The following is a 22,785-nucleotide window of genomic DNA, read 5'->3' as shown; positions in this document are numbered from 1 at the left end:
GCGTAGCGGGCCCACCCGCCCGCTACGCGGCCCGCAACGCGCGCCGCGCCACTTCCGCGAAATACCGGGCGCCGACCGGCAAAATGTCGTCATTGAAATCGTACGTCGCGTTGTGCAGCGGCACGCCGCCCTGCCCCGCTGCTTCGCCGTTGCCGATAAACATGAAATTGCCCGGCACCGCCTGCAGGAACGCGCCGAAATCCTCCGAGATCATCATCGGCTGCACGTCGGCGTTCACCGCGTCGGCGCCCGCGACGTGCGCGGCGGCCTGCACGGCCGTCTCGACCCATTCCGGTGAATTCACCGTCGGCGCGAACTCGTGCGTGTACTCGAACGTGCAGGTCGCGCCGTGCGCGTGGCAGATCCCTTCGCCGATCTCGCGCATCCGCGTGGCCAGCAACGTCTGCACGTCGCGCGAATAGCTGCGCGTGTCGCCCTTGATCGTCACGGTCGACGGCAGCACGTTGCGCAGCCCGTCGGTGATGAATTCCGTGCACGACACCACCGCCTGCCGGCCCGGGTCGAGATTGCGCGACACGATCGTCTGCAGCGCGAGCACGATCTGCGCGCCGATCACGATCGGGTCGATGCCCATGTGCGGCCGCGCCGCATGCGTGCCGCGTCCGTCGATCCGGATCACGAAATTGTCTTCGCTCGCCATGATGCCGCCCGCACGCGTCGAGAACGTGCCCGCGCGCATGCCCGGCATGTTGTGCGCGCCGAAGATCGCGTCGACCGGAAAGCGCTCGAACAGCCCGTCGGCCATCATCGCCTTCGCGCCGCGGCCGTGCTCTTCCGCCGGCTGGAAAATGAAGCGCACCGTGCCGTCGAAATCCTTGCGTTCGGCCAGCAACTGCGCGGCGCCGAGCACCATCGACATGTGGCCGTCGTGCCCGCACGCATGCATCTTGCCCGGCGTGCGCGACGCGTGTTCGCGGCCCGGCGCGTGCTCGGCAATGTTCAGCGCGTCCATGTCCGCGCGAATGCCGATCGCGCGCGTGCCCGTGCCGGCCGTCAGGTTCGCGACGAGCCCGGTGCCGCCGATGCCGCGATGCACGTCGAGCCCGAGCGTGGTCAGGATGCGCGCGACGTAGTCCGACGTGTTCACCTCTTCGAAACCCGTCTCCGGGTACCGGTGCAGATGGCGGCGCCAGGTCTTCAGTTGGCCGTGCAGCGTGCTTGCTTCGATTGCGTCGGTTTCGTCCATCGCGTTCGCCTCGTCGGTCGTCATGTCGTTCAGGCCGCCACCGCGGCGCGGCCGAGCCACGCGCGCTGGCGCGCGAGCACCGCGTCGGCCGTCTCGCCGACGCACTTCCGGTACACGGACGGCGCGGTCGCCCCTTCCGTATTGATCGCCAGCACCCGCGCATGCGCATCGAGCCCGACCTGCCGCGCGAGCGCCGGGTCGCGCATCAGCACGTCCAGCCCAGCCACGCCGGCCGCGCCCGATTCGCCGGCGACGAGCGGCACGTCGCGTTCGCTGCCGGCCGCGAGGCTGCGCATCGCCTGCACCGCGTCTTCGTCGTCGATCAGCATGAAGTGATCGATGCACATCTCGAGGAAATCCCACGCGAGCGGCGACGCCTCGCCGCACGCGAGCCCCGCCATCACCGAATCGACGCTGCCGGTGGCCTTCGTCGCGCGCCCGGCCAGCGCGCTCTGGTACAGACAATCGGCCTGGCGCGGCTCGACGACGACGAAGCGCGGCCGCTGCACGCCGTGGCGCTCCCACAGGTAGCTCGCGACGCCTGCGGCCAGGCCGCCCACGCCGCCCTGCAGGAATACGTGCGTGAACGGTCCCCCGTCGTCCGCTGCCGCCTGCGCGGCCGCTTCGGCGGCGATCACGCCGTAGCCCTGCATCACGTCGCGCGGAATCGCTTCGTAGCCGTCGTACGACGTATCCGACACGACGTACCAGCCGTTCGCCTGCGCGAGCTGCGCCGCGCAGACGACCGATTCGTCGTAGTTCCCCGCGATGCGCACGATCCGCGCGCCGTACGCCGAGATCGCGCGTTCGCGTTCGGCGTCGACGTTCGCGTGCAGCACGATCACGCACCCGCAGCCGATCGCGCGCGCGGCGGCGGCCAGCGCACGGCCGTGGTTGCCGTCGGTCGCGCTGATCACCGTCAGGTCGGCCAGCGCCGACGCATAGCGGCCGGTGACGAGCCCCCGCGGATCGAGTTCCTGCGTGCGCCGCAGCCGCTTCACGAGCCGCACCAGCGCGATCGGCGCGCCGAGCGCCTTGAAGCTGCCGAGCGGCGAGCGGCACGACTCGTCCTTCACGCTGACGCTCGCGACGCCGAGCCGCGCGGCGAGATCGGGCAGCGCCCGCAGCGGCGTGCACGCGTGGCCGACGAGCGGCCAGTGCGACAGCCACGCGCCGCTTTCGTCGGCCGACGCGATGTTCATCACGCGGCGCAGCGCGTCCGGGTAGGCAGTGCGCGACGCGCGCGGGTTGGCGATCAGCATGGCAAAGGGCTCCGGAGCGGGACCGCTGACGGTCCGTCGGGTAAGTCGGATCAGGCAGACGCAGGTTGCGCTCGCCATCGGTTGGAAAAATAATATTGCGTACGCTGATGAACGAAATCGCCAAATCGACGGCTCATACGCAAAAATTTCTCATTCTTTCGAGGTTCGACCCGCCATCATGACGACCCCGCTCGATGCGTTCGATCGCAAGCTGTTGATGGAAGTCCAGCGCGACGCGCAGACGCCGCAGGCCGAGCTCGGCGCGCGCGTCAACCTGTCGACCGCCGCCGTGAACCGGCGGCTGCGGCGCCTCGCGGAAGACGGCGTGATCGTGCGCTATACGGCCGTCGTCGCGCCGGACAAGGTCGATCATCCGCTGACGATCGTCGTGAACGTCGAGGTCGAAAGCGAGCAGATCGACCAGCTCGACGCGATGAAGCGCACGTTCGAGCGCTGCCCGCAGATCCAGCAGTGCTACTACGTGACGGGGGAATGGGATTTCGTGCTGATCCTCGCGGTGCGCAACATGGATCAGTACAACGCGCTCACGCGCGAGCTGTTCTTCGCGAACAACAACGTGAAGCGGTTCAAGACGCTGGTGAGCATGAGCCGCGTGAAGGTCGGGCTCGACGTGCCGGTCGACGCCGGCGAGTAAACGCTGCGATGAAACGGCCGGCGCACGACTGCCTGCGCCGGCCGCTTCCCATCGACGGCTACGTCAGCGACAACTGAAGCTCGCCGCCGAATTCAGGTCGCCCGAGCCGTTGTAGCGCGCGATCTGCGGATACGGGCACAGCGGCCGCGTGCGCCCCGCGCCCCACGATGCGGGCACGTCCGCGTTCGGCACCGCGTTCGTCGTGTCGCGCGCGGCGGCAACGATCGCCGTCGGCGCCTGCCCCTGTTCAACCCACGCGACGAGCGGCGTCAGCATGTCGAACTGGTCTGCGGCCGGCCCGCCCGAGCAGTGATTCATCCCCGGCACCGGATAGAAGCGTGCAAAGCTCGACGCATCGCCGCCGTTCGCCTGCGCGACCTGCGCGTACCAGTCGCGCGTGTCGTTGAACGAGAACACCGGGTCGCCCGTGCCGTGATAGACGAGCAGCTTCGCGCCGCGCGCCTTCAGCGCGGACAGGTTCGTCTCGTCGGGCGGCGTCATGAACGACCACGCCGATTGCGTGTACACGCCATTCGTCGCGAAGATCGCCGGCGCGTCGTTGTCCATGTCGAAGCCGAGCGCGAAACCGGGCAGGTTCGCGAGCGCCGCGGCGGTTTTCGGCGGCGTCATGAACGTGAATGCCATCGCGGCCGGATCGAGCGTGATCGACGCCGATTGCTTCCACGACGCCCAGCCGCCGGCAGCCACGCCCGGATCGTATGGAAAGCTCGCGTACAGCGCCGTGCCCGCGCCGTTGCGCGCCCCGGCGAACACGTTCTCCAGCGCGGTTTTCTGCGCGGGCGTCAGGCAGGCGCCGGTGCGCGTGCCGTTCGCGCAGGTCGGGATATCGGCATCGACGCTGAAATGCGCCTGGCACGCGGCGACGTCCTGCACCATCCCGTCGGCCGCGCCGTCGAGCGCATCGCATTTGTCGAGGATCTTCGCGCCGACGAACTGGCGCTCTGCATCGTTGAAACCGCTGCGGATATCCGGCAACCCGTTCGATCCGGTGGCCGACGCGATCTTCGCGAACTGCTGCGCGCCGTACATCTCGCCGATCGCCGCCTTCGGCAGATGGAAGCCCGGATCGCCCGCGATGATGCCGTCGTAGTCGGCCGGGTTGCGCACCGCCGTGACCATCGCGTGACGGCCGCCGTTCGAGCAGCCGCCGAAATAGCTGCGATCGGGCGCCTTGCCGTACGCGAGCCGGATCACCTGCTTCGCCATCGGCGTCAGCGCATCGACGGCGCCGTAGCCGTAGTCGATCCGCGCCTGCGGATCGAGGCCGAACAGCGGATTCTGCGCGGCGCTGTGCCCGGAATCCGAGCTGATCACCGCGAAACCCTGGTTCAGCGCGTTGGTCAGCGGCCCGCCGCCGCCGATCTCGCCGGTCGCGGTCACGACGTTGCCGTCGAGTCCGCCGTTCGCCTGGTAGAAGAAGCGGCCGTTCCACGTTTTCGGCAAGCGCATCTCGAAGCCGATCGCATAGGTCTTGCCGTCCACCGCGCTCACGCGCTCGTTCATCTTCCCTGCGATCACGCAGTGCTCGGCGACCGGCTTGCCGGCCACCGTCAGCGCGCCGGCCGCCGCGGTCGTCACCGACGTGAACGACGTGTTCGCATACGCGAGCTTCGCGGCGAGCGCGTCGCAGGTCTGCGCCATCGCGGCCGGCGTCGCGGCGCTCAGGTGCGTGGGCGCGGCACCGATCGAATCGTCGCCGCCGCAACCGGCGAGCATGGCGGCGGCCGACAGCGGCGCAATGCAGAGGATTGCAGATTTTCTGTTCAAGATAACTCCCGTTCGGTTCGTCACGCCGGTGAATCAGAACATGTGCCGCACGCCGACCATCGCGCCGAGCTGCCCCATCCCGGCGCCCGGCGTCGTGCCCGGCCCGCCGCCGCTAACCGAGTAGCGGGCATGCGCGCTGTTCCACAGATACGACGACTGCGCGTAGACGGCCGTGCGCTTGCTCAGCAGATAGGTCGCACGCAGCGTGGCCATCGTCGCGCGCGTGTCGTGCGCGCTGTTGACGATCCGGTAGCCTTCGCCATCGACGATGAAAGCGGGCCTCACCGCATACGACGCACCGACGAAGAACAGGTCCGAATGCGCGCCGGCCGCGGCCGGCGAACCGGTCGACACGCGCCGTCCGATCCAGCCCGCGCCGATCTTCGCGCCGCCCGCCTGCGCATACGCGCTCACGTGCGTGCGCGCGTCCTTGCCGCCGCTGCTCGTGAAGGGGACGGGCGCGACGCCGTCGAAGAAGTTGGCGGCCGCGCCGGTGCCGCCGCGCTGCTCCTCGTACGACGCCGCCGCGCCGAAATACGCGCTGTCGTACTTGAGCATCACCGACCAGTTGCGGCACTGCACCGCGTCGCCCGGCACCTGCCCCGCGCACGTGCCTTGCCCCGGCGAGTTGCCGGTGCCCGCGCCGTCGCGGCCGAACGAATACGCGGCGCCGAGCGTCACGCCGCGATACGTGCCGAGGTACGTCACCGCGTTGTCGGCGCGGCCGTTCGGCACGTAAGCGTCGAACGAGCCGAGCCCGTAGATGTCGGGGCCGATGATGTCCGCGCCCTGCAGCGCGAGATAGGTCATCGTGTACTGACGGCCGAACGCGAGCGTGCCGAAACCGCTCTTCAGCCCGACGAACGCCTGCCGCCCGAACAGCCGTCCGCCCTGCCCGAGATCGCCGCCGCGCACATTGAAGCCGCTTTCGAGCGTGAACACCGCCTGGTAGCCGCCGCCGAGATCCTCGGTGCCGCGCAGCCCCCAGCGCGACGGCAACTCGCCCGTCACGCCCGGCATCCGCACCACGTGGTCGCCGGCCGCGTTCGCGTGCGACACGAATTCGACGCCCGTATCGATGATCCCGTACAGCGTCACGCTCGACTGCGCGTGTGCAGCCGGTGCGACGAGCGCGCAGCACGCGCCCGCGGCCAGCAGGCCGTTCCTTGTCTTCGTTTTCATTTCGTTGCGTCTCCAGACCTTGTTGAATCGCGCGCTCTGACGGCGCGCATTGAAAAAACGAAACCTCAGTCGCCGGCTTGCGGCCGGCGAATCAGCACGAAGGCAGCGAAGGCCGCGACGAGCGTGACGGGAATGCTCGCGCCGATCACGACGGGCGCGCTGCGGCCGGCGGCCAGCAGCGTCGCGGCCGCGAGCGGCCCGACGACGGAGCCGAGCCGGCCGACGGCCACCGCCGCGCCGACGCCGGTGCCGCGCATCGCGGTCGGGTAGTAGATCGCCGCGAGCGCATACAGCACCGACTGCCCGCCGACCACGAACATCCCCGCCGCGAACGCGGCCGCCGCGAGCGACGCGAAACCGGGCGCGGCCGCGAGCGCGGCGAGCGACAGCACGATCCCGACATACATGCCGCCGACCACGCGGGACGCGCGCATCCGATCGAGCGCCGCGCCGATGCCGAGCGCGCCGAGCCCCGCGCCGACGTTGAACGCGATCTGCACGAGGCCGACGTGCGCGCGATCGAGCCCGCGCGAGGCCATCAACGACGGCAGCCAGTTCAGCAGGAAGTACAGGACGATCAGCGTGCAGAAGTAGCTGACCCACAACGCGACCGTCGATGTCGTGCGGCCGTCGCCGAACAGCGTGCGGGCGACGCTCGTGCGCGCGGCCGGCGTGCCCGCGACGTCGAGATACGCGCGCGATTCCGGCAGGAACCACACGAGCAGCGGCACGAGCAGCAGCGGCCCCACGCCGCCGACGTAGAAGATGTGCCGCCATTCGGTGTCGCCGGCGAGCAGCACGCCGATCAGCGACGCGATCACGCCGCCGAACGGGATCCCGCAGTACATCGTCGCGACCGCGCTGCTGCGCGAGCGTGGCTCGACCGCTTCGGACGACAGCGCGATCAGGTTCGGCATCGCGCCGCCGAGGCCGATGCCGGTCAGCACGCGCACGACGACGAGCATCGCGAAGCTCGAGACCTGCGCGGTCGCGATCGACAGCAGCCCGAACAGCACGGTCGACGCGATCAGCACGCGCTTGCGGCCGATCCGGTCGGCGAGCCGCCCGCCGAGCATCGCGCCCGGCAACAGCCCGAAGGTGCCCGCGCTGAACGCGATGCCCATCTGCGACACGGACAGCCCGAATTCGCGCGCCATGCGCGGCGCGGCGACGCCGACCGATTGCAGGTCGAGCCCTTCGAGGAGTGCGATCGCGAAACACAGCGCGAGCGTGGTCGCGACCGTGGGTTTTTCGGCAACGTAAGTGTTCATGCTGTCTCCAAATCCGATGTCTTGTAGTCGGTCGGCCTTGCAACGACCTTCGCGCGCCGCCGCCAGCCAATGGCGGTTCGGCGCGCGAGGTGTCGCGTGAACGGCCGCCCTTATCAGGCAACCTGGTTCACTGGCCGCAAAATTGCCTGCCGGTGTCGTGGCCGGCCGGTCGTTGTGCCTGCTTGTCGATGCTCGTTACTGCTTGCTGCTCGTTACCGCGCGTGCGTGCTGCTTACGCGTAAATCACGTCGGGATCGCGCCGCGCCGGATCGTACAGCGCATCGATCGTCGCCGCGCGATGCTTCTGCACGGCCGCCTGGTTCAGCGAACCCTTGTCGGTCACTTCGCCGAGATCGAGCGACGGCGGCGTGTCGATCAGCCGGATCCGCGCGACAAACGTCGAGCCGCCGCTCGCGTGCCGGTTCAGCTCGGCGAGCCACGCCGCGAACGCCGCCCGCACGGGCGGCGCGCGCAGCACGTCGGCCACCGACGCATCGGCGGCGAGCCCCGCGAGCGCACGGCACGCATCGACGCGCGGAAACACCAGCAAGCCGATGTCGTCGCGATCGATCCCGGTCACGACCACGTCCTGCACGTACGGAGCGCCCGTCGACACGGCATTCGCGCGCAACGGCCCGACGCTGACGAACGTGCCGCTGCTCAGCTTGAAGTCCTCGGTGAGCCGCCCGTCGAACAGCAGCCCGAGCTCCGGTCGCGCCGGATCGGCAAAGACCCCCGCGTCGCCGCTGCGGTAATAGCCTTCTTCGTCGAACACGTCGCGCGGATCGACGTCGGCATGCCAGTAGCCGCGCATCACGTTCGGCCCCTTGAAACGCAGTTCGTGCTTGCCGCCGCACGGCACGAGCTTCGCGTCGCAGCCGGGCGCGGGCAGCCCGATATAGCCGGCGCGCATCAGCGGCCCCGTCGTGAACAGGCACGACGGCGACGCCTCCGTCATCCCGAGGCCGGCCATGATCCGGATGCGCTCGCCGCAATGCGCTTCGGTCACGCGGTCGAGCCGATCCCACGCGGCTTGCGACAGCCCCGCGCCGCCGAAGAAATACAGCTTCACGCGCGAGAAGAACGTGTCGCGCAACGCGGCATCGCGTTCGAGCGCGGCGGTCAGCTCCTCCCAGCCCTTCGGCACGTTGAAGTAGATCGTCGGCGCGATCTCGCGCAGGTTGCGCACGGTTTCGTCGAAACGGCCGGGCATCGGGCGGCCGTCGTCGATATACAGCGTGCCGCCGTTGTACAGCGCGATGCCGAGGTTGTGACTGCCGCCGAACGTGTGGTTCCACGGCAACCAGTCCACCAGCACCGGCGGTTCGCGCGTGAGTTCGGGCATCGTCTGGCGCAGCATCTGCTGGTTGCTGCACAGCATCCGGTGCGTGGTCGGCACGGCCTTCGGCAGCTTCGTCGAACCGGACGTGAACAGGATCTTCGCGAGATGGTCGGGGCCGACCGCATCGTGAATCGCGTCGATCGTGCGCGGAGCGGTGGCGAGCAGGCGCGATAGCGGCACCGCGCGGCCCGCGCCGCGGGTGTCGGCATGCTCCTGTGCATCGGCATCGCGGGCGACGATCAGCGCCGCATCGGCCGGCAGCGTCGCGTCGAGCGCGCGCGCGAACGGTGCGCGCTCCGCGACGAACACCGCACCCGGCCGCAGCACGCCGAGCGTGTGACGCAGCTTGCCGTAGTCGGTCGACACCAGCGAATACGCGGGCGAGATCGGCGAGTACGGCACGCCGGCCAGCATCGCCGCGAACATCAGCTGCAGATGCTCGAGATCGTTGCCGGACAGCACCGCGAGCGGACGGTCGGCCGACAGCCCGAGATCGACGAGGCCCTGGCCGAGCGCGCGCGCGCGTTCGAGCATCCGCGCGTACGTGATCTCGATCCAGCGCCCGTCGGCGCCGCGCCGCGCGGCCAGCACGCGGTCGGGGTGCGCTTGCGCGCCGCGCACGAGGCAGTCGGTGATGCGCGTCGGATAGTCGCCGAGCGGCTCGCGCGAGCGCAGGTACCAGGTGCCGTCATCGTCACGGCGAATCTCGGCCGCGCCGACCGCGACGGCGGCCGCGCGATAGCGCACGCCGCCCGTGTCGGCCGCCGGCCCGCCGGCGGGGTGCGAGACGTTCATCGTGACCTCGCTCATATCGGGTAGTGCCGCGGCGCGGTCTGCACGGTGATCCAGCGCAGTTCGGTGAATTCGGCGATCGACGCACGGCTGCCGAAGCGGCCGTAGCCGCTCGCCTTCGTGCCGCCGAACGGCATCTGCGCTTCGTCGTGCACGGTCGGCCCGTTGACGTGGCAAATCCCCGATTCGATCCGCCGTGCGACCGCCATCGCACGTGCGACGTCGCGGCTGAACACGCTCGCCGACAGCCCGAACTCGCTGTCGTTCGCGAGCGCGACCGCGTCGTCGTCGCTATCCGCACGCAGGATGGCGACGACCGGCGCGAACGACTCCTCGCGATAGAGCCGCATGTCGCGCGTGACGCCGTCGACGATCGCGGGCTGCATCGTCGCGCCTTCCACACGGCAGCCGAGCGGCAGTTGCGCGCCGTGCGCACGCGCATCCTCGACCAGCGACGCCGCGCGCGCGGCGGCCCGCGCATCGACCATCGTGCCGAGCGGATGGCCGGCCAGCGGATCGCCCGCGACCAGCGTGTGCGCCTTCGCGGCGAGCCGTTCGACGAGCGCATCGGCGATCGGCCGCGCGGCGATCACGCGCTCGGTCGACATGCAGATCTGCCCCTGGTTGAAGAATGCGCCGAACGCGATCGCGTCGACGGCCGCGTCGAGATCCGCGTCGTCGAGCACCAGCACCGGCGCCTTGCCCCCGAGTTCGAGCAGCACGGGCTTCAGGTGCGCGGCCGCATGGCGCGCGACAATGCGGCCCACGTGCGTCGACCCGGTGAAGTTGATCCGCTTCACATGCGGATGCGCGATCATCCGCTCGACGAGTTCCGGTGCGTCGGCCGCCGCGTGCGTGATCACGTTCACCACGCCCGCACCGAGCCCCGCTTCGTCAAGCACCACGCCGATCAGCGCATGCACGCCCGGGCACGCCTCGGACGCCTTCAGCACGACCGTGTTGCCGCACGCGAGCGGCATCGCCAGCGCGCGCGTGCCGAGGATCACCGGCGCGTTCCACGGCGCGATGCCGAGCACCACGCCGCACGGCACGCGCATCGCGAGCGCGAGATTGCCCGGTACGTCGGACGGGATCACGTCGCCGGCGATCTGCGTCGTCATCGACGCGGCCTCGCGCAGCATGTTCGCCGCGAGCGTCACGTTGAAGCCGAGCCAGCCGGGCGTCGCGCCGGTTTCGGCGACGCCGGTTTCGACGAACGCGTCGATGCGCGCATCCATCAGGTCGGCCGCCTTCAGCAGCCGGCGGCGCCGCTCGGTCGGCGCGAGCGCCGCCCATGCGGGGAACGCGCGGTGCGCGGCGTCGATCGCCGCGTCGGCGTCGGCGATGCCGGCCGCCGGCGCGCGCGACGCGAGCGCGCCCGTCGCGGGGTTGAGGCGGTCGAAGGTCCGCCCGTCGCGGGCGGCGCACCACTCGCCGCCGATCAGCATCCGTCTGTCGGTCATGTCGTCTCCTGCCTTGCCTGTCTCTTGGGATTACACCGGCGGTGACGCCGGCGGCTGCGTCGGCGCTTGTCTCAGCGCTTGTATGCCTGCAGGCCCGGCTTGATCGTCTTGTCGTCGAGGAACTGCTTCAGCCCCTGCTCGCGGCCGCGCTCCGGGTCGCGCAGTTGCGCCTGGTCGAGCTTCGCATACAGGTAATCCTCGCACTGTTCCCACGTGAGCTCGCGCGACCGCTTGAAGCCGTGCTTCGCGGCGCGCAGCACGACCGGGTTCTTGTCCATCAGCCGCGCGGCGAGCGCGATCGTCGCATCGCGCAGCCCGGCGAGCGGCACGCTGCTGTTCACGAGGCCCATTTCAGCCGCTTCCGTGCCGGTGAACGTGTCGCCGGTCATGATGTAGTGCAGCGCGCGGCGATGCCCGACCGTGTCCGCCATCGCCTTGCTGACGAGGTTGCCCGGCGGGATGCCCCAGTTGATCTCCGACAGCCCGAACACCGCTTCGTCCGCCGCGATCGCGAGATCACACGCGACGAGCGGCGAGAACCCGCCGCCGAAGCACCAGCCGTTCACCATCGCGATCGTCGGCTTGTTGTACATCCGCAGGCGGCGCCACTGCCATTCCGATGCGTCGCGGCGCACCTTTTCCTGCAGCGCGTCGGGGCCGCCGTCGATCTCGCGGAAATATTCCTTCAGATCCATGCCGGCCGTCCACGCGGCGCCCGCGCCGGTCAGCACCAGTACCTTCGCCTCGTCGTCGAACTCGATCGCGTCGAGGACGTCCAGCATCTCCCGGTTCAGCGTCGGGCTCATCGCATTGCGCTTTTCGGGGCGGTTCAACGTGACCCACGCGATGCCGGCCTCCACCTTCACTTCAACGGTCTGCCAGCGATTGTCGTACTTGCTCATGTCTGTTCCTGTCGTTCGTTCCTGTGCGATTCGGTGCGCAGCATCCCTGCTGCGGACGACTTCATTTAATATCAGGCTACCTGATATTGCAAGCGGCACGAGCGCCGGTGTAAACCCGGAGCGGAAAGCGGGGAAAGCGTCGGGGAAATCGGGGAGCGGTCGGGCGAGCGCCGCGGGCGCGTACGAAGCGAGCGGGGCCGGCGGGCCCGCGTCGCGGCAATCGAGGAAGCGGTCAGCCGCGCAGGTTGCGCGAGAACAGTTCGAGCGCGCGCTGCACGTGCGCGGCGTCATCGGCCGAGATGTCGCCAAGCATGCGCGCCTCGAGCGGGCGCAGCACGGCTTCGCATTCGCGCAGCATCGCCGCGCCTGCATCAGTCAGCGTAAGCAGGATGATGCGGCCGTGCGACGGGTCGGCTTCGCGCGTGACGAAACCGCGCGCGGCCATCACGCTCATCACCTCGTTCGCCGATTGCGGCGTGATCCACGAGCGCTCGGCCAACTGCGCGTTCGACGATGCGCCGCGCGCCTCGAGCACCGACAGCGCCGTGTATTGCGCGAGCGTGATGCCGAGCGGCGCGAGCGCATCGGTCATGTGACGGCGCAGCAGCCGGTCGAGGCCGCCGATCACGTAGGTCAGGCGTTGTTGCACGCGCGCTTTCGGCTTGTCGCCCGTCGCGCGGGCGTTCTTCGCGGCGTCTGCCGTGGCGCGCGTGGCAGCGTTTTTCGGATTCGCGGGCTTGGTCGGTGCGGAACTCATGGCGCTGGCGGGATGGAATTGCGGGCCATCTTACCAGCAGGCGGGGAGAGGGACGGATGTTCGGAGATGACGGTCGGCCGCCGTGCGCTCGCGCATGTGCGGCGGATCGCGGGCCTGACCGCGAAGTCCGCCGCGTCGGCAGGATCCCACGGACGGGAACCCGTATGCGACGACGCGATCAACCGTGCGGCGTGCCCGCGAACCGTGCGGTCGGCAGCCCCGCATGCCGCGTCTGCGCGACGAACACGCCGCCCGCGTGCGCGTCGCCGGCCAGCGCGTCGTCGCTCAGCCCGACACGCGCACTCGTCACGTACAACCGGCCTTCACCATCGATCGCGACGCAACTCGGCTGCGCGGTCGGCACCTCGACGCGGTCCGTCTCGGTCCCGTCCAGCCCATAACGCACCACCCTTCGGCCGCCCCACTGCGCGTTCCACAGCCCACCGTCGCGATCGACGATCGAGCCGTCCGGATCGCCGTCCGCATCCGTCAGCCGCGCGAACGGCCGCACGTTCGCGACGTCGCCACCGGCACGGTAATCGCACACGAGAATCTCGCGCACCAGCGAATCGCAGAAATACAGCTTCGTGCCGTCCGGCGAGAACCCGATGCTGTTCGCGATCGCGGCCGGCGGCAACGCGAGCCGTTCGAGCGTGAGATCGGGATTGAGCCGGTAGAACCCGCCGATCGCGCGCGGCGGCTCGGCGCCCTCGTCCTTCATCCCGAACACGAATGCGCCGAACGGATCGCAGCGCCCGTCGTTCAGCCGCGTGGGCAGATCGGGCTCGACGTCGACGATCCGCGTGAATGCGCCACGGCGCAGGTCGAAGAACGCGAGATGGGTCGCGAGCCCGACGAGCAGCACGTCCGGGTCGTCGGTCAGCGCGAAGCACGCGAGCCGTTCGGGCATCGGCCATTGCGTGAGGTCCGAACCGTCCGCGCGGCAGCGCCACAGCTGCGCGCCCTCGATGTTCACCCAGTACAGCGCGTGCGTCCTGTCGCACCACGTCGCGCCTTCGCCGAGCGTGTTGCGGCTGTCGACCAGCAGCGCCGCCGCCGTGCCCGGTTGAGTCTGTTGCATGCCGTCTCCCGATATTCGTCGTAAGTACAGGCGGCCGCGCGTGAGTCGAAGTCAGATCTTCATCGCGCGCCGCTGGTTGCGACGATACTGGTCGAACAGCACCGCGAGCAACAGAATTCCGCCGCGTATCAGATATTGGTAAAAGGTCGGCACGTTCAGCAGGCTCATCGCGTCCTGCACGGAGCCCATGATCAGCACGCCCACCAGCACGCCCGAGATCGTCGCGACGCCGCCCGTCAGCGACACGCCGCCGAGCACGCACGCGGAGATCACGCCGAGCTCGAGGCCGACCGACGTCTTCGGATCGCCGAGGCTCATCCGCGACGCGAGCATCACGCCGGCAAAGCCGGTCACGAGCCCCTGCAGCACGAACACCGTGATCTTGATGCGCATCACCGGCAGCCCCGCAAGCAGCGCGGCCTCGCCGTTGCCGCCGACGGCCAGCACGTTCTTGCCGAACACCGTCTTGCGCAGCAGGAAACCGAACACGACGAAGCCGACGATGTTGCTCCAGATCGGGTACGAGATGCCGAGGAACGACCCGCCGCCGAGATCGAAGAAGCGCTCCTCGGAGATCATCACCGCGTCGCCGTTCGACGTGATGAACGCGAGCCCGCGCACGACTTCCATCATCGCGAGCGTGACGATCAGCGAGTTGATCCGGTAGCGCGCGATCAGCACGCCGTTCACGAGCCCGACCGCGCCGCCCGCGAGCACGCCGGCCGCGATGCCGAGCACGACGCTGTGCGTCGCGGTGATCAGCGTCGACGCGACGACGCCCGCGAACGCGACGATCGACGCGACCGATAGGTCGACCTCGCCGAGCGCGAGCACGAACATCATCGTCACCGCGATCGAGCCGATCAGCGTGACCGACAGCAGCAGGCCCTGGATGTTGCGCGGCGTGAGGAAGTCCGGCACCGTCAGCGACAGCGTCGCGAACAGCACGAGAAACACCATCACGATGCCGGAGCGGTTGATCAGCTGCCACACGCCGCCGCGCGGGCGCGCGGGCGTGGCCGCGGCGGCGGCCGCATCCGGGGACGGGGAGGTACGTTGAGGTTGCATTGCCTGGCTCATATCAGTTGCTTTCCGGTTGACTGCGGGCCGCTAGCGCGGCAGCGCGAGCTTGATCAGCGCGTCGGGCGTCGCGTGCGCCTTCGCGACCTCGCCCGCGATCCGCCCTTCCTTCATCACGACGATGCGGTCCGACACGCCGATCACCTCGGCCAGATCGCTCGACACGAGGATCACCGTGCGGCCCGCTTCCGCGAGTTCGTAGAACAGGTTGTAGATTTCCGCGCGCGCGCCGACGTCGATGCCGCGCGTCGGCTCGTCCATCAGGAACACGTCGATGCGCTCGGCCAGCCAGCGCGCGAGCACGACCTTCTGCTGGTTGCCGCCCGACAGCGCGCCGATCGGCGTTTCGCCGTCGCGCGTCTTGATCGCGAGCCGCTCGATGTATTGTTGCGCGAGCTCGCGTTCGCGCCGCCCGTCGAGCAGCACGCGCGCCGGGCTGAAATGACGCCGCGCGCTGATGTTCAGGTTGTCGGCCACCGACGCGATCGCGACGATGCCTTCCTGCTTGCGGTCTTCCGGGCACAGCGCGATGCCGGCGCGCACCGCGTCGCGCGGGCTGCCGAACGCCACTCGCTTGCCGTTCAGCTCGACGTACCCGGCGCTCGGCCGCACCGCGCCGTACAGCAACTTCATCAGTTCCGAGCGGCCCGCGCCGACGAGCCCGAAGAAGCCGACGATCTCGCCGCGCCGCGCGGTGAACGACACGGGCTCGGCCAACCCCGGCCCCGTCAGTCCCTTCGCTTCGATCAGCACGTCGCCGGCCGGGCGCGGCCGATAGCCGTACACGTCCTCGATCGAACGGCCGACCATGCAGCCAATCAGCCGGTCGCGGTCGAGATCGGCGACGGATTCGAACGTGTCGATGCGGCGGCCGTCGCGAAACACCGTGACGCGGTCGCACAGTTCGTAGACTTCCTCCATCCGGTGCGTGACGTAGATGATCGCGCGGCCTTCCGCGCGCAGCGCGCGGATGATCCGGAACAGTTGCGTGGTTTCGCGCGCGGACAGCGAACTCGTCGGTTCGTCGAACGCGATCACGCGCGCGTCGCGCATCAGCGCCTTGCCGATCTCGATCATCTGGCGCTGGCCGATCGACAGATACTTCACCGGGATGCCCGGATCGATGCGCTCGCCGAGCCGCTCCAGCGCATCGAGCGCGCGCGCGGCGAGCGCGCGCTCGTCGACCACGCCGAGCCGGCTCGGCAATTGCCCGAGCATCAGGTTTTCCGCGACCGTCAGCTCGGGCACCAGATGCAGCTCCTGGTAGATGATCGCGATGCCGGCCTCGAGCGCCGCGCGCGTCGACGCGAAGCGCTGCACGGTGCCGTTCAGCGTCAGCGTGCCGGCCTGCGGCTGGTTCACGCCGGACAGCACCTTCAGCAGCGTCGATTTCCCGGCGCCGTTTTCGCCCATCAGCCCGTGCACTTCGCCCGCACGCACCGACAGCGACACCGCGTCGAGCGCACGCACGCCCGGAAACGTCACGGTGATGCCGTCGAGCGCGAGCAGCGGGCCGTCAGGCGGCGTGGCCGCTTCGGCGTCGTGGCCGGACGCGGCCGTCATCGTCTGCATCGTCATCGCGTTCTCGCCTCGCCCCGCTCAGATACCGAGTTCGGCGCGCACGGCCTGCCAGTTCGCGCGCGTCATCAGCTTGCCGCTCGTCTGCGTGTCGGCCGGCGGCGTCTTGCCGGTGCGGATCCAGTCGACGAGGTTCTGCGTGCTGTCCTTGCCGTGGTTCGTCGAGCTAACCGCGATCGTCCCGTAGAAGCCGGTCGGCTCCTTCTTCTGGAACTCGGCGAACGCCTCGCCCGCGCCGTTGATGCCGACGCCGATCACGTCCGCCGCCGGGATGTGCAACTGCTCGGTCGCGCGTACCGCGCCGAGCACCGTTTCCTCGTTGAGCGCGTAGATCACCCATTTCTTCACGTTCGGATGGCGGGCCAGCACCGGCGCTGCCGCGCTGAAGCCGCCTTCGTCGTCGGTCGTCTTCTGCGGCGCGTCGAAGATGTTCTCCTTGCGGAAGCCGTTCGCGAGCAGCGCCTGCGTCGCGCCGTCGGTGCGCAGCTTCGCGGTCGGCAGCTCGTAGTTGGTGACGCGCAGCGCGCCGACTTCCTCGGGCTTCCAGCCGCGCCGCTTCATCTCGTCGGCGATCGCCTGGCCGACCTGGTTGCCGATCTTCGTCGCCGACATCCCGAGATGCGGCACGTTCGGCAGCGGCTTGCCGGTCGAATCGACGAGCTGATCGTCGACCGTCACGAACTTCATGTTGTAGCGCTTCGCGCGCGACGCGATCGCCGGCCCGAGGCGCACGTCCGGCGCGCAGATCACGAAGCCCTGCGCGCCCTGCGAGCCGAGGTTGTCGATCGCGGCCAGCACCTTCTCGCCGTCCGGCGTGCCGATCTTCACGACCGAGAAGTTCTCCTTCTGGCCGAGCGCGGACGCCGCGTTCTGCTCGTTGATGAACCACGCCTGCTCCGGCATCTTCACGAGGAAGCCGATCTTCAGCGGCGCATCGGCGCGCGCGGCGCCCTGCATGCCGAGCGGTGCGATGCAGAGCGCGGCCAGCAGCGCGCGCAGGGTATGTCGACGAATCGTGCGGTTCATGGGTGTCTCCTTTGTATCGGCCAATGCCGTGGATGTGTGTCGTAATCGATCACGCGTCGCGCGCTTCGCGCCGACGCGCGCACGCAGGTTCAGCGGCCGAACGCGTCGGTCTGCACGCGCCGGCCGAACAGGAAGGCATCGGCGACGAGCCGCAGCGGCCTCGCGTCGACGTCGCTTTCGCCACGCGCGATCAGCGCATGGAAGTGCGCATACAGCGCCGGATACTCGCGTTCGGGCCCGACCTCGACCGGCTCGCCCGCGATCGACAGTTGCGCGCCGCCTCGGCTGATCGCGAGCACGCCGTCGGCCGTGTCGACCGCGATCTCCCATTGCTCGACCGGCCCGTGCCGCCAGTCGAATTCCGCGTGCACCGGCACGCCGGCGGTATCCGCGCAATCGAGTTCGGCCGCGATCGGCATCTGTGCGTCGCTCGGCACGAACAGCGTCGCCTCGCGCAGCACGAGCTCGCGCGGCAGGATTCGCGTGACGATCGACAGCGCGTTGATGCCCGGATCGAACACGCCGAGGCCGCCCGGTTCCCAGATCCACTGCTGCCCCGGGTGCCAGCGCCGCACGTCTTCCTTCCAGCGCACCTGCACCGCGCGGATCGTGCGCGTCGCGAGCCACGCGCGCGCCGGCTCGACTGCGCTCGCACAACGCGAATGCCAGGTCGCGAACAGCGTGAGGCCGCGCTCGCGCGCCAGCGCTTCCAGCGCGGCTACTTCGCCCAGCGTCGCGCCCGGCGGCTTCTCGAGCATCACGTGCTTGCCGGCTTCGAGCGCGGCGCGCGCCTGCGCGTAGCGCACTTGCGGCGGCGCGCACAGCGAGACCGCGTCGAGCTCGCGCTCGGCGGCCAGCAGCGCGTTCAGATCCGGATAATTGCGCACGCCGTTGACTTCCGCGTGACGGCTCGCACAGGCGGTCAACGCGAAGCCCGGTTCGGCGGCGATCGCCGGCAAATGCTGGTCGCGCGCGATCTTGCCGATTCCGACGACGCCCAACGAAATCACATCGCTCATCGTGCTTTCCTCCTTCGCCACTCGCTCAGTGCGCCCAGCGCAGCACGAGCGGATCGAGCCGGCGCGCGATCGCGAGCAATTCCGCGCGCGTGTCCGGGTGCAGTTCCGGCATCGGATGCCGCGGCCGCTCGCACGCGATCACGCCGCCTTCGCGCATCAGCGCCTTCGCGGTCAAGATCCCGGACTGGCGGTTCTCGTGATTGATCAGCGGCAGCCACGTCTGGTAATGCGCGAACGCATCGTCGTGCCGCCCTTCGCGGAACGCTTCGAGGATCGGCCGGATGCCGTCCGGAAAACCGCCGCCCGTCATCGCGCCGGTCGCGCCCGCATGGAGATCGGCGAGCAGCGTGATCGCCTCCTCGCCGTCCCACGGCCCCTCGATCGCGTCGCCGCCGAGCCGGATCAGCTCGCGCAGCTTGTTCGCGGCGCCCGGCGTCTCGATCTTGAAGTACGCGACCTGCTCGATCTCGCGCGCCATCCGCGCGAGGAACGGCGCGGACAGCGCGGTGCCGCTCGCGGGCGCATCCTGGATCATGATCGGGATGTCGATCGCATCCGACACGCGCGCGAAGAAATCGAAGATCTGCGCTTCCGGCACGCGAAACGTCGCGCCGTGATACGGCGGCATCGCCATCACCATCGCCGCGCCGAGCTGCTGCGCGCGCAGGCTGCGCGCCGCGCACACCCGCGTGCTGTAGTGCGACGTCGTGACGATCACCGGCACGCGGCCCGCGACGTGCTCGAGGATCGTGCGCGTGAGCACGTCGCGCTCGTCGTCGGTAACCGCGAACTGCTCGGAGAAGTTCGCGAGAATGCACAGCCCGTCCGAGCCGGCGTCGATCATGAAATCGACCGCGCGCTTCTGGCTCGCGAGGTCGAGCTCGCCGGTCTCGGCAAACGTCGTCGGGACGACGGGGAAAATGCCACGATAGCGCGGCGTGCTGCTCGATGTCATGGTTGGTCCTGCATCAGTCGAATCGGCGTTGAGCCGGAAAACAAGGCGTTCACGATTCGCCGGCGAACGCGCCGGCGGCCGGTTCGGGCACGCGCAGCGCGGCCCGGACCACGAACGTCATCAGCACCGCGAACAACAGCGTCGCCGCGAGGAAGTACAGGCCGGCCGCGAGGCTGCCGGTCGCTGCCTTGATCAGGCCGATCCCGTACGGCCCGACGTAACCGCCGAGATTCGCGAGCGAATTGATCGCGGCGATGCCGACCGCCGCACTCGTGCCGGTCAGGAATTCGCCGGGCAGCGCCCACACGACGGCCTGGATCGAATAGAGCGAAAACGCGGTGAGGCAGATGAACAGGAATTGCAGCGCGGGCTGCCGTACCCACGCGCTCGCGGCCATCGTCACGGCGGCGGCGGCCGACACGACGACGATGTGCCAGTAGCGCTCGCGCTTGCGGTCCGAATGGCGCGGCACGACGAGCAGGCCGACCACCGCGAACAGGTACGGCACGGCGGACAGCAGGCCGGTCGTCGCATCGCCGGTGCCGAACGCGTGAATGATCGTCGGCAGCCACAGCGACAATCCGTAGATGCACAGCGGGAACGGCAGGAACAGCGCGGCGAGCAGCAGCACGCGGCGGTCGCGCAACGCGGCGAGCGGATTGCCGTGCGAATCGGGGCGATAGGTGTCGCGGTCGGCGGCGAGTTGCCGGGCGATCCAGCGGCGCTGGCCGTCGTTCAGCCAGCGCGCATGCGCGGGCGACTCGGGCAACAGCCGCAGCGTCGGCCACGCGAGCAGCACGGCCGGCAGGCCGCTGACGACGAACAGCGTCTGCCAGTCCGACAGGCCGAACCACCCGTGCGTCGACAGCAGCCAGCCGGCGAGCGGCCCGGTCACGATGCCGGCGAGCGGTTGCGCGAGCACGAGCAGGCCGATCACCCGCGCGCGATCGCGCATCGGGAACCATTGCGTGAGGAAGTACAGGATGCCGGGATAGAGGCCGGCTTCGGCCGCGCCGAGCAGGAAGCGCAGCACGTAGAAGCTGGTCGGCCCCTGGACGAGCGCCATGGCCATCGTGATCGCGCCCCAGGTCGCGAGGATGCGCGCGAACCATACGCGTGCGCCGAAGCGGCCGAGTGCGAGGTTGCTCGGCACCTCGCACAGGAAGTAGCCGATGAAGAACAGTCCCGCGCCGAGCCCGTATGCGGCGTCGCCGAGGCCGATCGCCGCGTTCATGTGGAGCTTCGCGAAGCCGACGACGGTACGGTCGACGTAGGCGACCACGTAGATCAGCGCGAGGAACGGCACCAGCTTGCGCGTGAGCAGGCGGGTCAGGTGCCGTTCGTCGACGGCTGCCATCGAATCGGACTGTTCCGCCGCGTCCTGCGCGCTCGTGTACTGCGTCGTCATCTTGTCTCCTGTCGACGTACGTTAGCGCTTCAGCGCTTACGTACGTCCCATGCTTCGCGGTCGACGTCCGTTGGCGCTTCAGCGCTTACGTACGTCCCATGCATCGCTGTCGACCCACGTTGGCGCTTCGGCACCGACGCGGGCCGCCTCTCTGCCCGACCGGCTATGACCGCCCGCCGCTCAATGCGAATGGCTCGGCACGTCCGCGCCGCGCGTGCCGACCAGGAAGTCGAGGTCGCACCCCTCGTCGGCCTGCAGCACGTGATCGATGTACAGCCGTGCATAACCGCCCTTGCCGAGCTGGCCGGCCACGCCCGGCGCCGCGGTCGGATCGACGTCCGACAGGCGCCGCTGCAGCTCTTCGTCCGTAATGTCGAGATGCAGCGTGCCGGCCTCGCAGTCGAGCTCGATCCAGTCGCCGTTGCGCACGGCCGCGAGCGGCCCGCCGGCCGCGGCTTCCGGCGCGACGTGCAGCACCACCGTGCCGTACGCGGTGCCGCTCATCCGCGCGTCGGAAATCCGCACCATGTCCTTCACGCCCTGGCGCAGCAGCTTCGGCGGCAGCCCCATGTTGCCGACCTCGGCCATGCCCGGATACCCGCGCGGCCCGCAGTTCTTCAGCACCATCACGGAGCTGGCGTCGACGTCGAGCGATTCGTCGTTGATCGTCGCCTTGTAGTGCTCGAGGTTCTCGAACACCACCGCACGGCCGCGATGCTTGAGCAGTTCGGGGCTCGCCGCCGACGGCTTCAGCACCGCGCCGCGCGGCGCGAGATTGCCGCGCAGGATGCAGATTCCGCCGTCCGCGATCAGCGGCCGGTCGAGCGGGCGGATCACTTCTTCGTCGTAGTTCGGCGCTTCGCGCACGTTGTCCCACAGCGACTTGCCGTTGACCGTCAGCGCATCCGGATGCGGCAGCAGCCCGCCTTCGCCGAGCCGGCGCAGCACGGCCGGCAGCCCGCCCGCGTAATAGAACTCCTCCATCAGGAAGCGCCCCGACGGCATCAGGTCGACGATCGTCGGCGTGTCGCGACCGATGCGCATCCAGTCTTCCAGTTCGAGCGGCACGCCGATGCGGCCGGCGATCGCCTTCAGGTGAATCACGGCATTCGTCGAGCCGCCGATCGCCGCGTTCGCGCGGATCGCGTTCTCGAACGCCGCGCGCGTCAGGATCTTCGACAGCACGAGCCCTTCGAGCGCCATCTCGACGATCCGGATGCCCGACATGTGCGCGAGCACGTAGCGGCGCGAATCGACGGCCGGAATCGCCGCGTTGTGCGGCAGCGCGACGCCGAGCGCCTCGGCCATGCACGCCATCGTCGACGCGGTGCCCATCGTGTTGCAGGTGCCGGCCGAGCGCGACATGCCGGCTTCGGCCGACAGGAAGTGATGCACGTCGATCTCGCCGGCCTTCAGCGCTTCGTGCAACTGCCACACGGCCGTGCCCGAACCGATGTTCTTGCCTTCGAGCTTGCCGTTCAGCATCGGGCCGCCCGACACGACGATCGCCGGCACGTCGCAACTGGCCGCCCCCATCAGCAGCGCGGGCGTCGTCTTGTCGCAGCCGGCGAGCAGCACGACCGCGTCGATCGGGTTACCGCGGATCGCTTCCTCGACGTCCATCGACGCGAGGTTGCGCGTGAGCATCGCCGACGGCCGCAGGTTCGATTCGCCGTTCGAGAACACCGGAAACTCGACCGGGAAGCCGCCCGCCTCCGAGATCCCGCGCTTCACGTGCTCGGCGAGCTTGCGAAAGTGCGCGTTGCACGGCGTCAGTTCCGACCATGTGTTGCAGATGCCGATGATCGGCCGGCCGTCGAATTCGTGATCGGGAATGCCCTGGTTCTTCATCCAGCTCCGGTACATGAAGCCGTTCTTGTCGTTCGTGCCGAACCATTGAGCGGAGCGCAGCCTGGGTTTTGTTGCCGACATCGTCAGTCCTGTGGTGACGGGATACCGGCGCAGTCTAGGCAGAATTTTGATAACTGGCTAATGACGATTTAGGCGATTACGATAT

At 69.3% G+C, this 22,785-nt stretch carries 18 protein-coding genes; 1 reads left to right on the top strand and 17 read right to left on the bottom strand.

Annotated features, from left to right (window positions below; all coding sequences use genetic code 11):
- Positions 1-22: 22 nt before the first annotated feature.
- A complete protein-coding gene (locus WS95_RS22645) occupies positions 23-1,207 on the bottom strand; it encodes a M20 aminoacylase family protein (RefSeq protein WP_059826378.1) in 1,185 nt (394 codons plus the stop codon).
- A gap of 29 nt (positions 1,208-1,236) precedes the next feature.
- Positions 1,237-2,469: a diaminopropionate ammonia-lyase gene (locus WS95_RS22640; protein WP_059826152.1), complete on the bottom strand. Its 1,233-nt coding sequence runs from the start codon at positions 2,467-2,469 to the stop codon at positions 1,237-1,239.
- Positions 2,470-2,647: 178 nt separating this feature from the next.
- Between WS95_RS22640 and WS95_RS22635 the strand changes: the two genes are divergently transcribed.
- Complete coding sequence (locus WS95_RS22635; protein ID WP_059780181.1) at positions 2,648-3,124, top strand: Lrp/AsnC family transcriptional regulator; 477 nt, start codon at positions 2,648-2,650, stop codon at positions 3,122-3,124.
- Between the two features lie 63 nt (positions 3,125-3,187).
- On the opposite strand, the gene WS95_RS22630 is transcribed toward WS95_RS22635, so the two are convergent.
- From WS95_RS22630 to WS95_RS22560, 15 genes are all read right to left on the bottom strand, one after another.
- Entirely contained in the window at positions 3,188-4,912 is a 1,725-nt protein-coding gene (locus tag WS95_RS22630) for a tannase/feruloyl esterase family alpha/beta hydrolase (protein ID WP_059826149.1), read from the bottom strand.
- Between the two features lie 33 nt (positions 4,913-4,945).
- Positions 4,946-6,094 carry a porin gene (locus WS95_RS22625; protein ID WP_034205865.1) on the bottom strand — a complete coding sequence of 383 codons (1,149 nt, stop codon included), beginning with the start codon at positions 6,092-6,094 and terminating at the stop codon, positions 4,946-4,948.
- 65 nt (positions 6,095-6,159) lie between these two features.
- A complete protein-coding gene (gene mhpT, locus WS95_RS22620) occupies positions 6,160-7,365 on the bottom strand; it encodes a 3-(3-hydroxy-phenyl)propionate transporter MhpT (RefSeq protein ID WP_059826146.1) in 1,206 nt (401 codons plus the stop codon).
- Between the two features lie 232 nt (positions 7,366-7,597).
- Complete coding sequence (locus WS95_RS22615; protein WP_059826143.1) at positions 7,598-9,517, bottom strand: feruloyl-CoA synthase; 1,920 nt, start codon at positions 9,515-9,517, stop codon at positions 7,598-7,600.
- Complete coding sequence (locus WS95_RS22610; protein ID WP_059826140.1) at positions 9,514-10,962, bottom strand: aldehyde dehydrogenase; 1,449 nt, start codon at positions 10,960-10,962, stop codon at positions 9,514-9,516. Before WS95_RS22610 ends, WS95_RS22615 begins: the two co-directional genes overlap by 4 nt.
- Positions 10,963-11,033: 71 nt before the next feature.
- Entirely contained in the window at positions 11,034-11,864 is an 831-nt protein-coding gene (locus WS95_RS22605; RefSeq protein ID WP_059826137.1) for a p-hydroxycinnamoyl CoA hydratase/lyase, read from the bottom strand.
- A gap of 232 nt (positions 11,865-12,096) precedes the next feature.
- Positions 12,097-12,621, bottom strand: coding sequence for a MarR family winged helix-turn-helix transcriptional regulator (locus WS95_RS22600; RefSeq protein ID WP_059826134.1), 525 nt, complete (start codon positions 12,619-12,621; stop codon positions 12,097-12,099).
- A 178-nt stretch (positions 12,622-12,799) separates the two neighbouring features.
- Positions 12,800-13,702 (bottom strand): SMP-30/gluconolactonase/LRE family protein, encoded by a 903-nt coding sequence (locus WS95_RS22595; protein WP_059826131.1) that lies wholly within the window; start codon positions 13,700-13,702, stop codon positions 12,800-12,802.
- Between the two features lie 51 nt (positions 13,703-13,753).
- Positions 13,754-14,782, bottom strand: coding sequence for an L-arabinose ABC transporter permease AraH (gene araH / locus WS95_RS22590; RefSeq protein ID WP_034205857.1), 1,029 nt, complete (start codon positions 14,780-14,782; stop codon positions 13,754-13,756).
- A 30-nt stretch (positions 14,783-14,812) separates the two neighbouring features.
- Positions 14,813-16,360, bottom strand: coding sequence for an L-arabinose ABC transporter ATP-binding protein AraG (gene araG / locus WS95_RS22585; RefSeq protein WP_059826128.1), 1,548 nt, complete (start codon positions 16,358-16,360; stop codon positions 14,813-14,815).
- 21 nt (positions 16,361-16,381) lie between these two features.
- On the bottom strand, positions 16,382-17,386 hold the full coding sequence (locus tag WS95_RS22580) for an arabinose ABC transporter substrate-binding protein (RefSeq protein ID WP_059826125.1): 1,005 nt from the start codon (positions 17,384-17,386) through the stop codon (positions 16,382-16,384).
- A gap of 89 nt (positions 17,387-17,475) precedes the next feature.
- On the bottom strand, positions 17,476-18,405 hold the full coding sequence (locus WS95_RS22575) for a Gfo/Idh/MocA family protein (protein ID WP_059826372.1): 930 nt from the start codon (positions 18,403-18,405) through the stop codon (positions 17,476-17,478).
- A gap of 25 nt (positions 18,406-18,430) precedes the next feature.
- Positions 18,431-19,360 carry a dihydrodipicolinate synthase family protein gene (locus WS95_RS22570; protein WP_059826122.1) on the bottom strand — a complete coding sequence of 310 codons (930 nt, stop codon included), beginning with the start codon at positions 19,358-19,360 and terminating at the stop codon, positions 18,431-18,433.
- A gap of 49 nt (positions 19,361-19,409) precedes the next feature.
- A complete protein-coding gene (locus WS95_RS22565; protein WP_059826119.1) occupies positions 19,410-20,768 on the bottom strand; it encodes an MFS transporter in 1,359 nt (452 codons plus the stop codon).
- A gap of 180 nt (positions 20,769-20,948) precedes the next feature.
- The gene (locus WS95_RS22560; protein WP_059826116.1) at positions 20,949-22,700 is read right to left on the bottom strand and encodes an IlvD/Edd family dehydratase; all 1,752 of its coding nucleotides are present in this window, start codon (positions 22,698-22,700) and stop codon (positions 20,949-20,951) included.
- Between the last annotated feature and the right edge of the window lie 85 nt (positions 22,701-22,785).

Source organism: Burkholderia sp. MSMB1826, assembly GCF_001526325.1.
In the GTDB taxonomy this organism is placed as follows: domain Bacteria; phylum Pseudomonadota; class Gammaproteobacteria; order Burkholderiales; family Burkholderiaceae; genus Burkholderia.
This window is presented reverse-complemented; position numbering and strand designations above follow the sequence as displayed.

Excerpts from the sequence above, each read along its gene's own strand:
- WS95_RS22565 (WP_059826119.1), bottom strand. The coding sequence starts at position 20,768 with ATGACGACGCAGTACACGAGCGCGCAGGACGCGGCGGAACAGTCCGAT.
- WS95_RS22570 (WP_059826122.1), bottom strand. The coding sequence starts at position 19,360 with ATGACATCGAGCAGCACGCCGCGCTATCGTGGCATTTTCCCCGTCGTC.
- WS95_RS22580 (WP_059826125.1), bottom strand. The coding sequence starts at position 17,386 with ATGAACCGCACGATTCGTCGACATACCCTGCGCGCGCTGCTGGCCGCG.
- araH (WP_034205857.1), bottom strand. The coding sequence starts at position 14,782 with ATGAGCCAGGCAATGCAACCTCAACGTACCTCCCCGTCCCCGGATGCG.
- araG (WP_059826128.1), bottom strand. The coding sequence starts at position 16,360 with ATGACGATGCAGACGATGACGGCCGCGTCCGGCCACGACGCCGAAGCG.
- WS95_RS22635 (WP_059780181.1), top strand. The coding sequence starts at position 2,648 with ATGACGACCCCGCTCGATGCGTTCGATCGCAAGCTGTTGATGGAAGTC.
- WS95_RS22610 (WP_059826140.1), bottom strand. The coding sequence starts at position 10,962 with ATGACCGACAGACGGATGCTGATCGGCGGCGAGTGGTGCGCCGCCCGC.
- WS95_RS22575 (WP_059826372.1), bottom strand. The coding sequence starts at position 18,405 with ATGAGCGATGTGATTTCGTTGGGCGTCGTCGGAATCGGCAAGATCGCG.
- WS95_RS22600 (WP_059826134.1), bottom strand. The coding sequence starts at position 12,621 with ATGAGTTCCGCACCGACCAAGCCCGCGAATCCGAAAAACGCTGCCACG.
- WS95_RS22615 (WP_059826143.1), bottom strand. The coding sequence starts at position 9,517 with ATGAGCGAGGTCACGATGAACGTCTCGCACCCCGCCGGCGGGCCGGCG.
- WS95_RS22595 (WP_059826131.1), bottom strand. The coding sequence starts at position 13,702 with ATGCAACAGACTCAACCGGGCACGGCGGCGGCGCTGCTGGTCGACAGC.
- WS95_RS22640 (WP_059826152.1), bottom strand. The coding sequence starts at position 2,469 with ATGCTGATCGCCAACCCGCGCGCGTCGCGCACTGCCTACCCGGACGCG.
- WS95_RS22625 (WP_034205865.1), bottom strand. The coding sequence starts at position 6,094 with ATGAAAACGAAGACAAGGAACGGCCTGCTGGCCGCGGGCGCGTGCTGC.
- WS95_RS22605 (WP_059826137.1), bottom strand. The coding sequence starts at position 11,864 with ATGAGCAAGTACGACAATCGCTGGCAGACCGTTGAAGTGAAGGTGGAG.
- WS95_RS22560 (WP_059826116.1), bottom strand. The coding sequence starts at position 22,700 with ATGTCGGCAACAAAACCCAGGCTGCGCTCCGCTCAATGGTTCGGCACG.
- WS95_RS22645 (WP_059826378.1), bottom strand. The coding sequence starts at position 1,207 with ATGGACGAAACCGACGCAATCGAAGCAAGCACGCTGCACGGCCAACTG.
- mhpT (WP_059826146.1), bottom strand. The coding sequence starts at position 7,365 with ATGAACACTTACGTTGCCGAAAAACCCACGGTCGCGACCACGCTCGCG.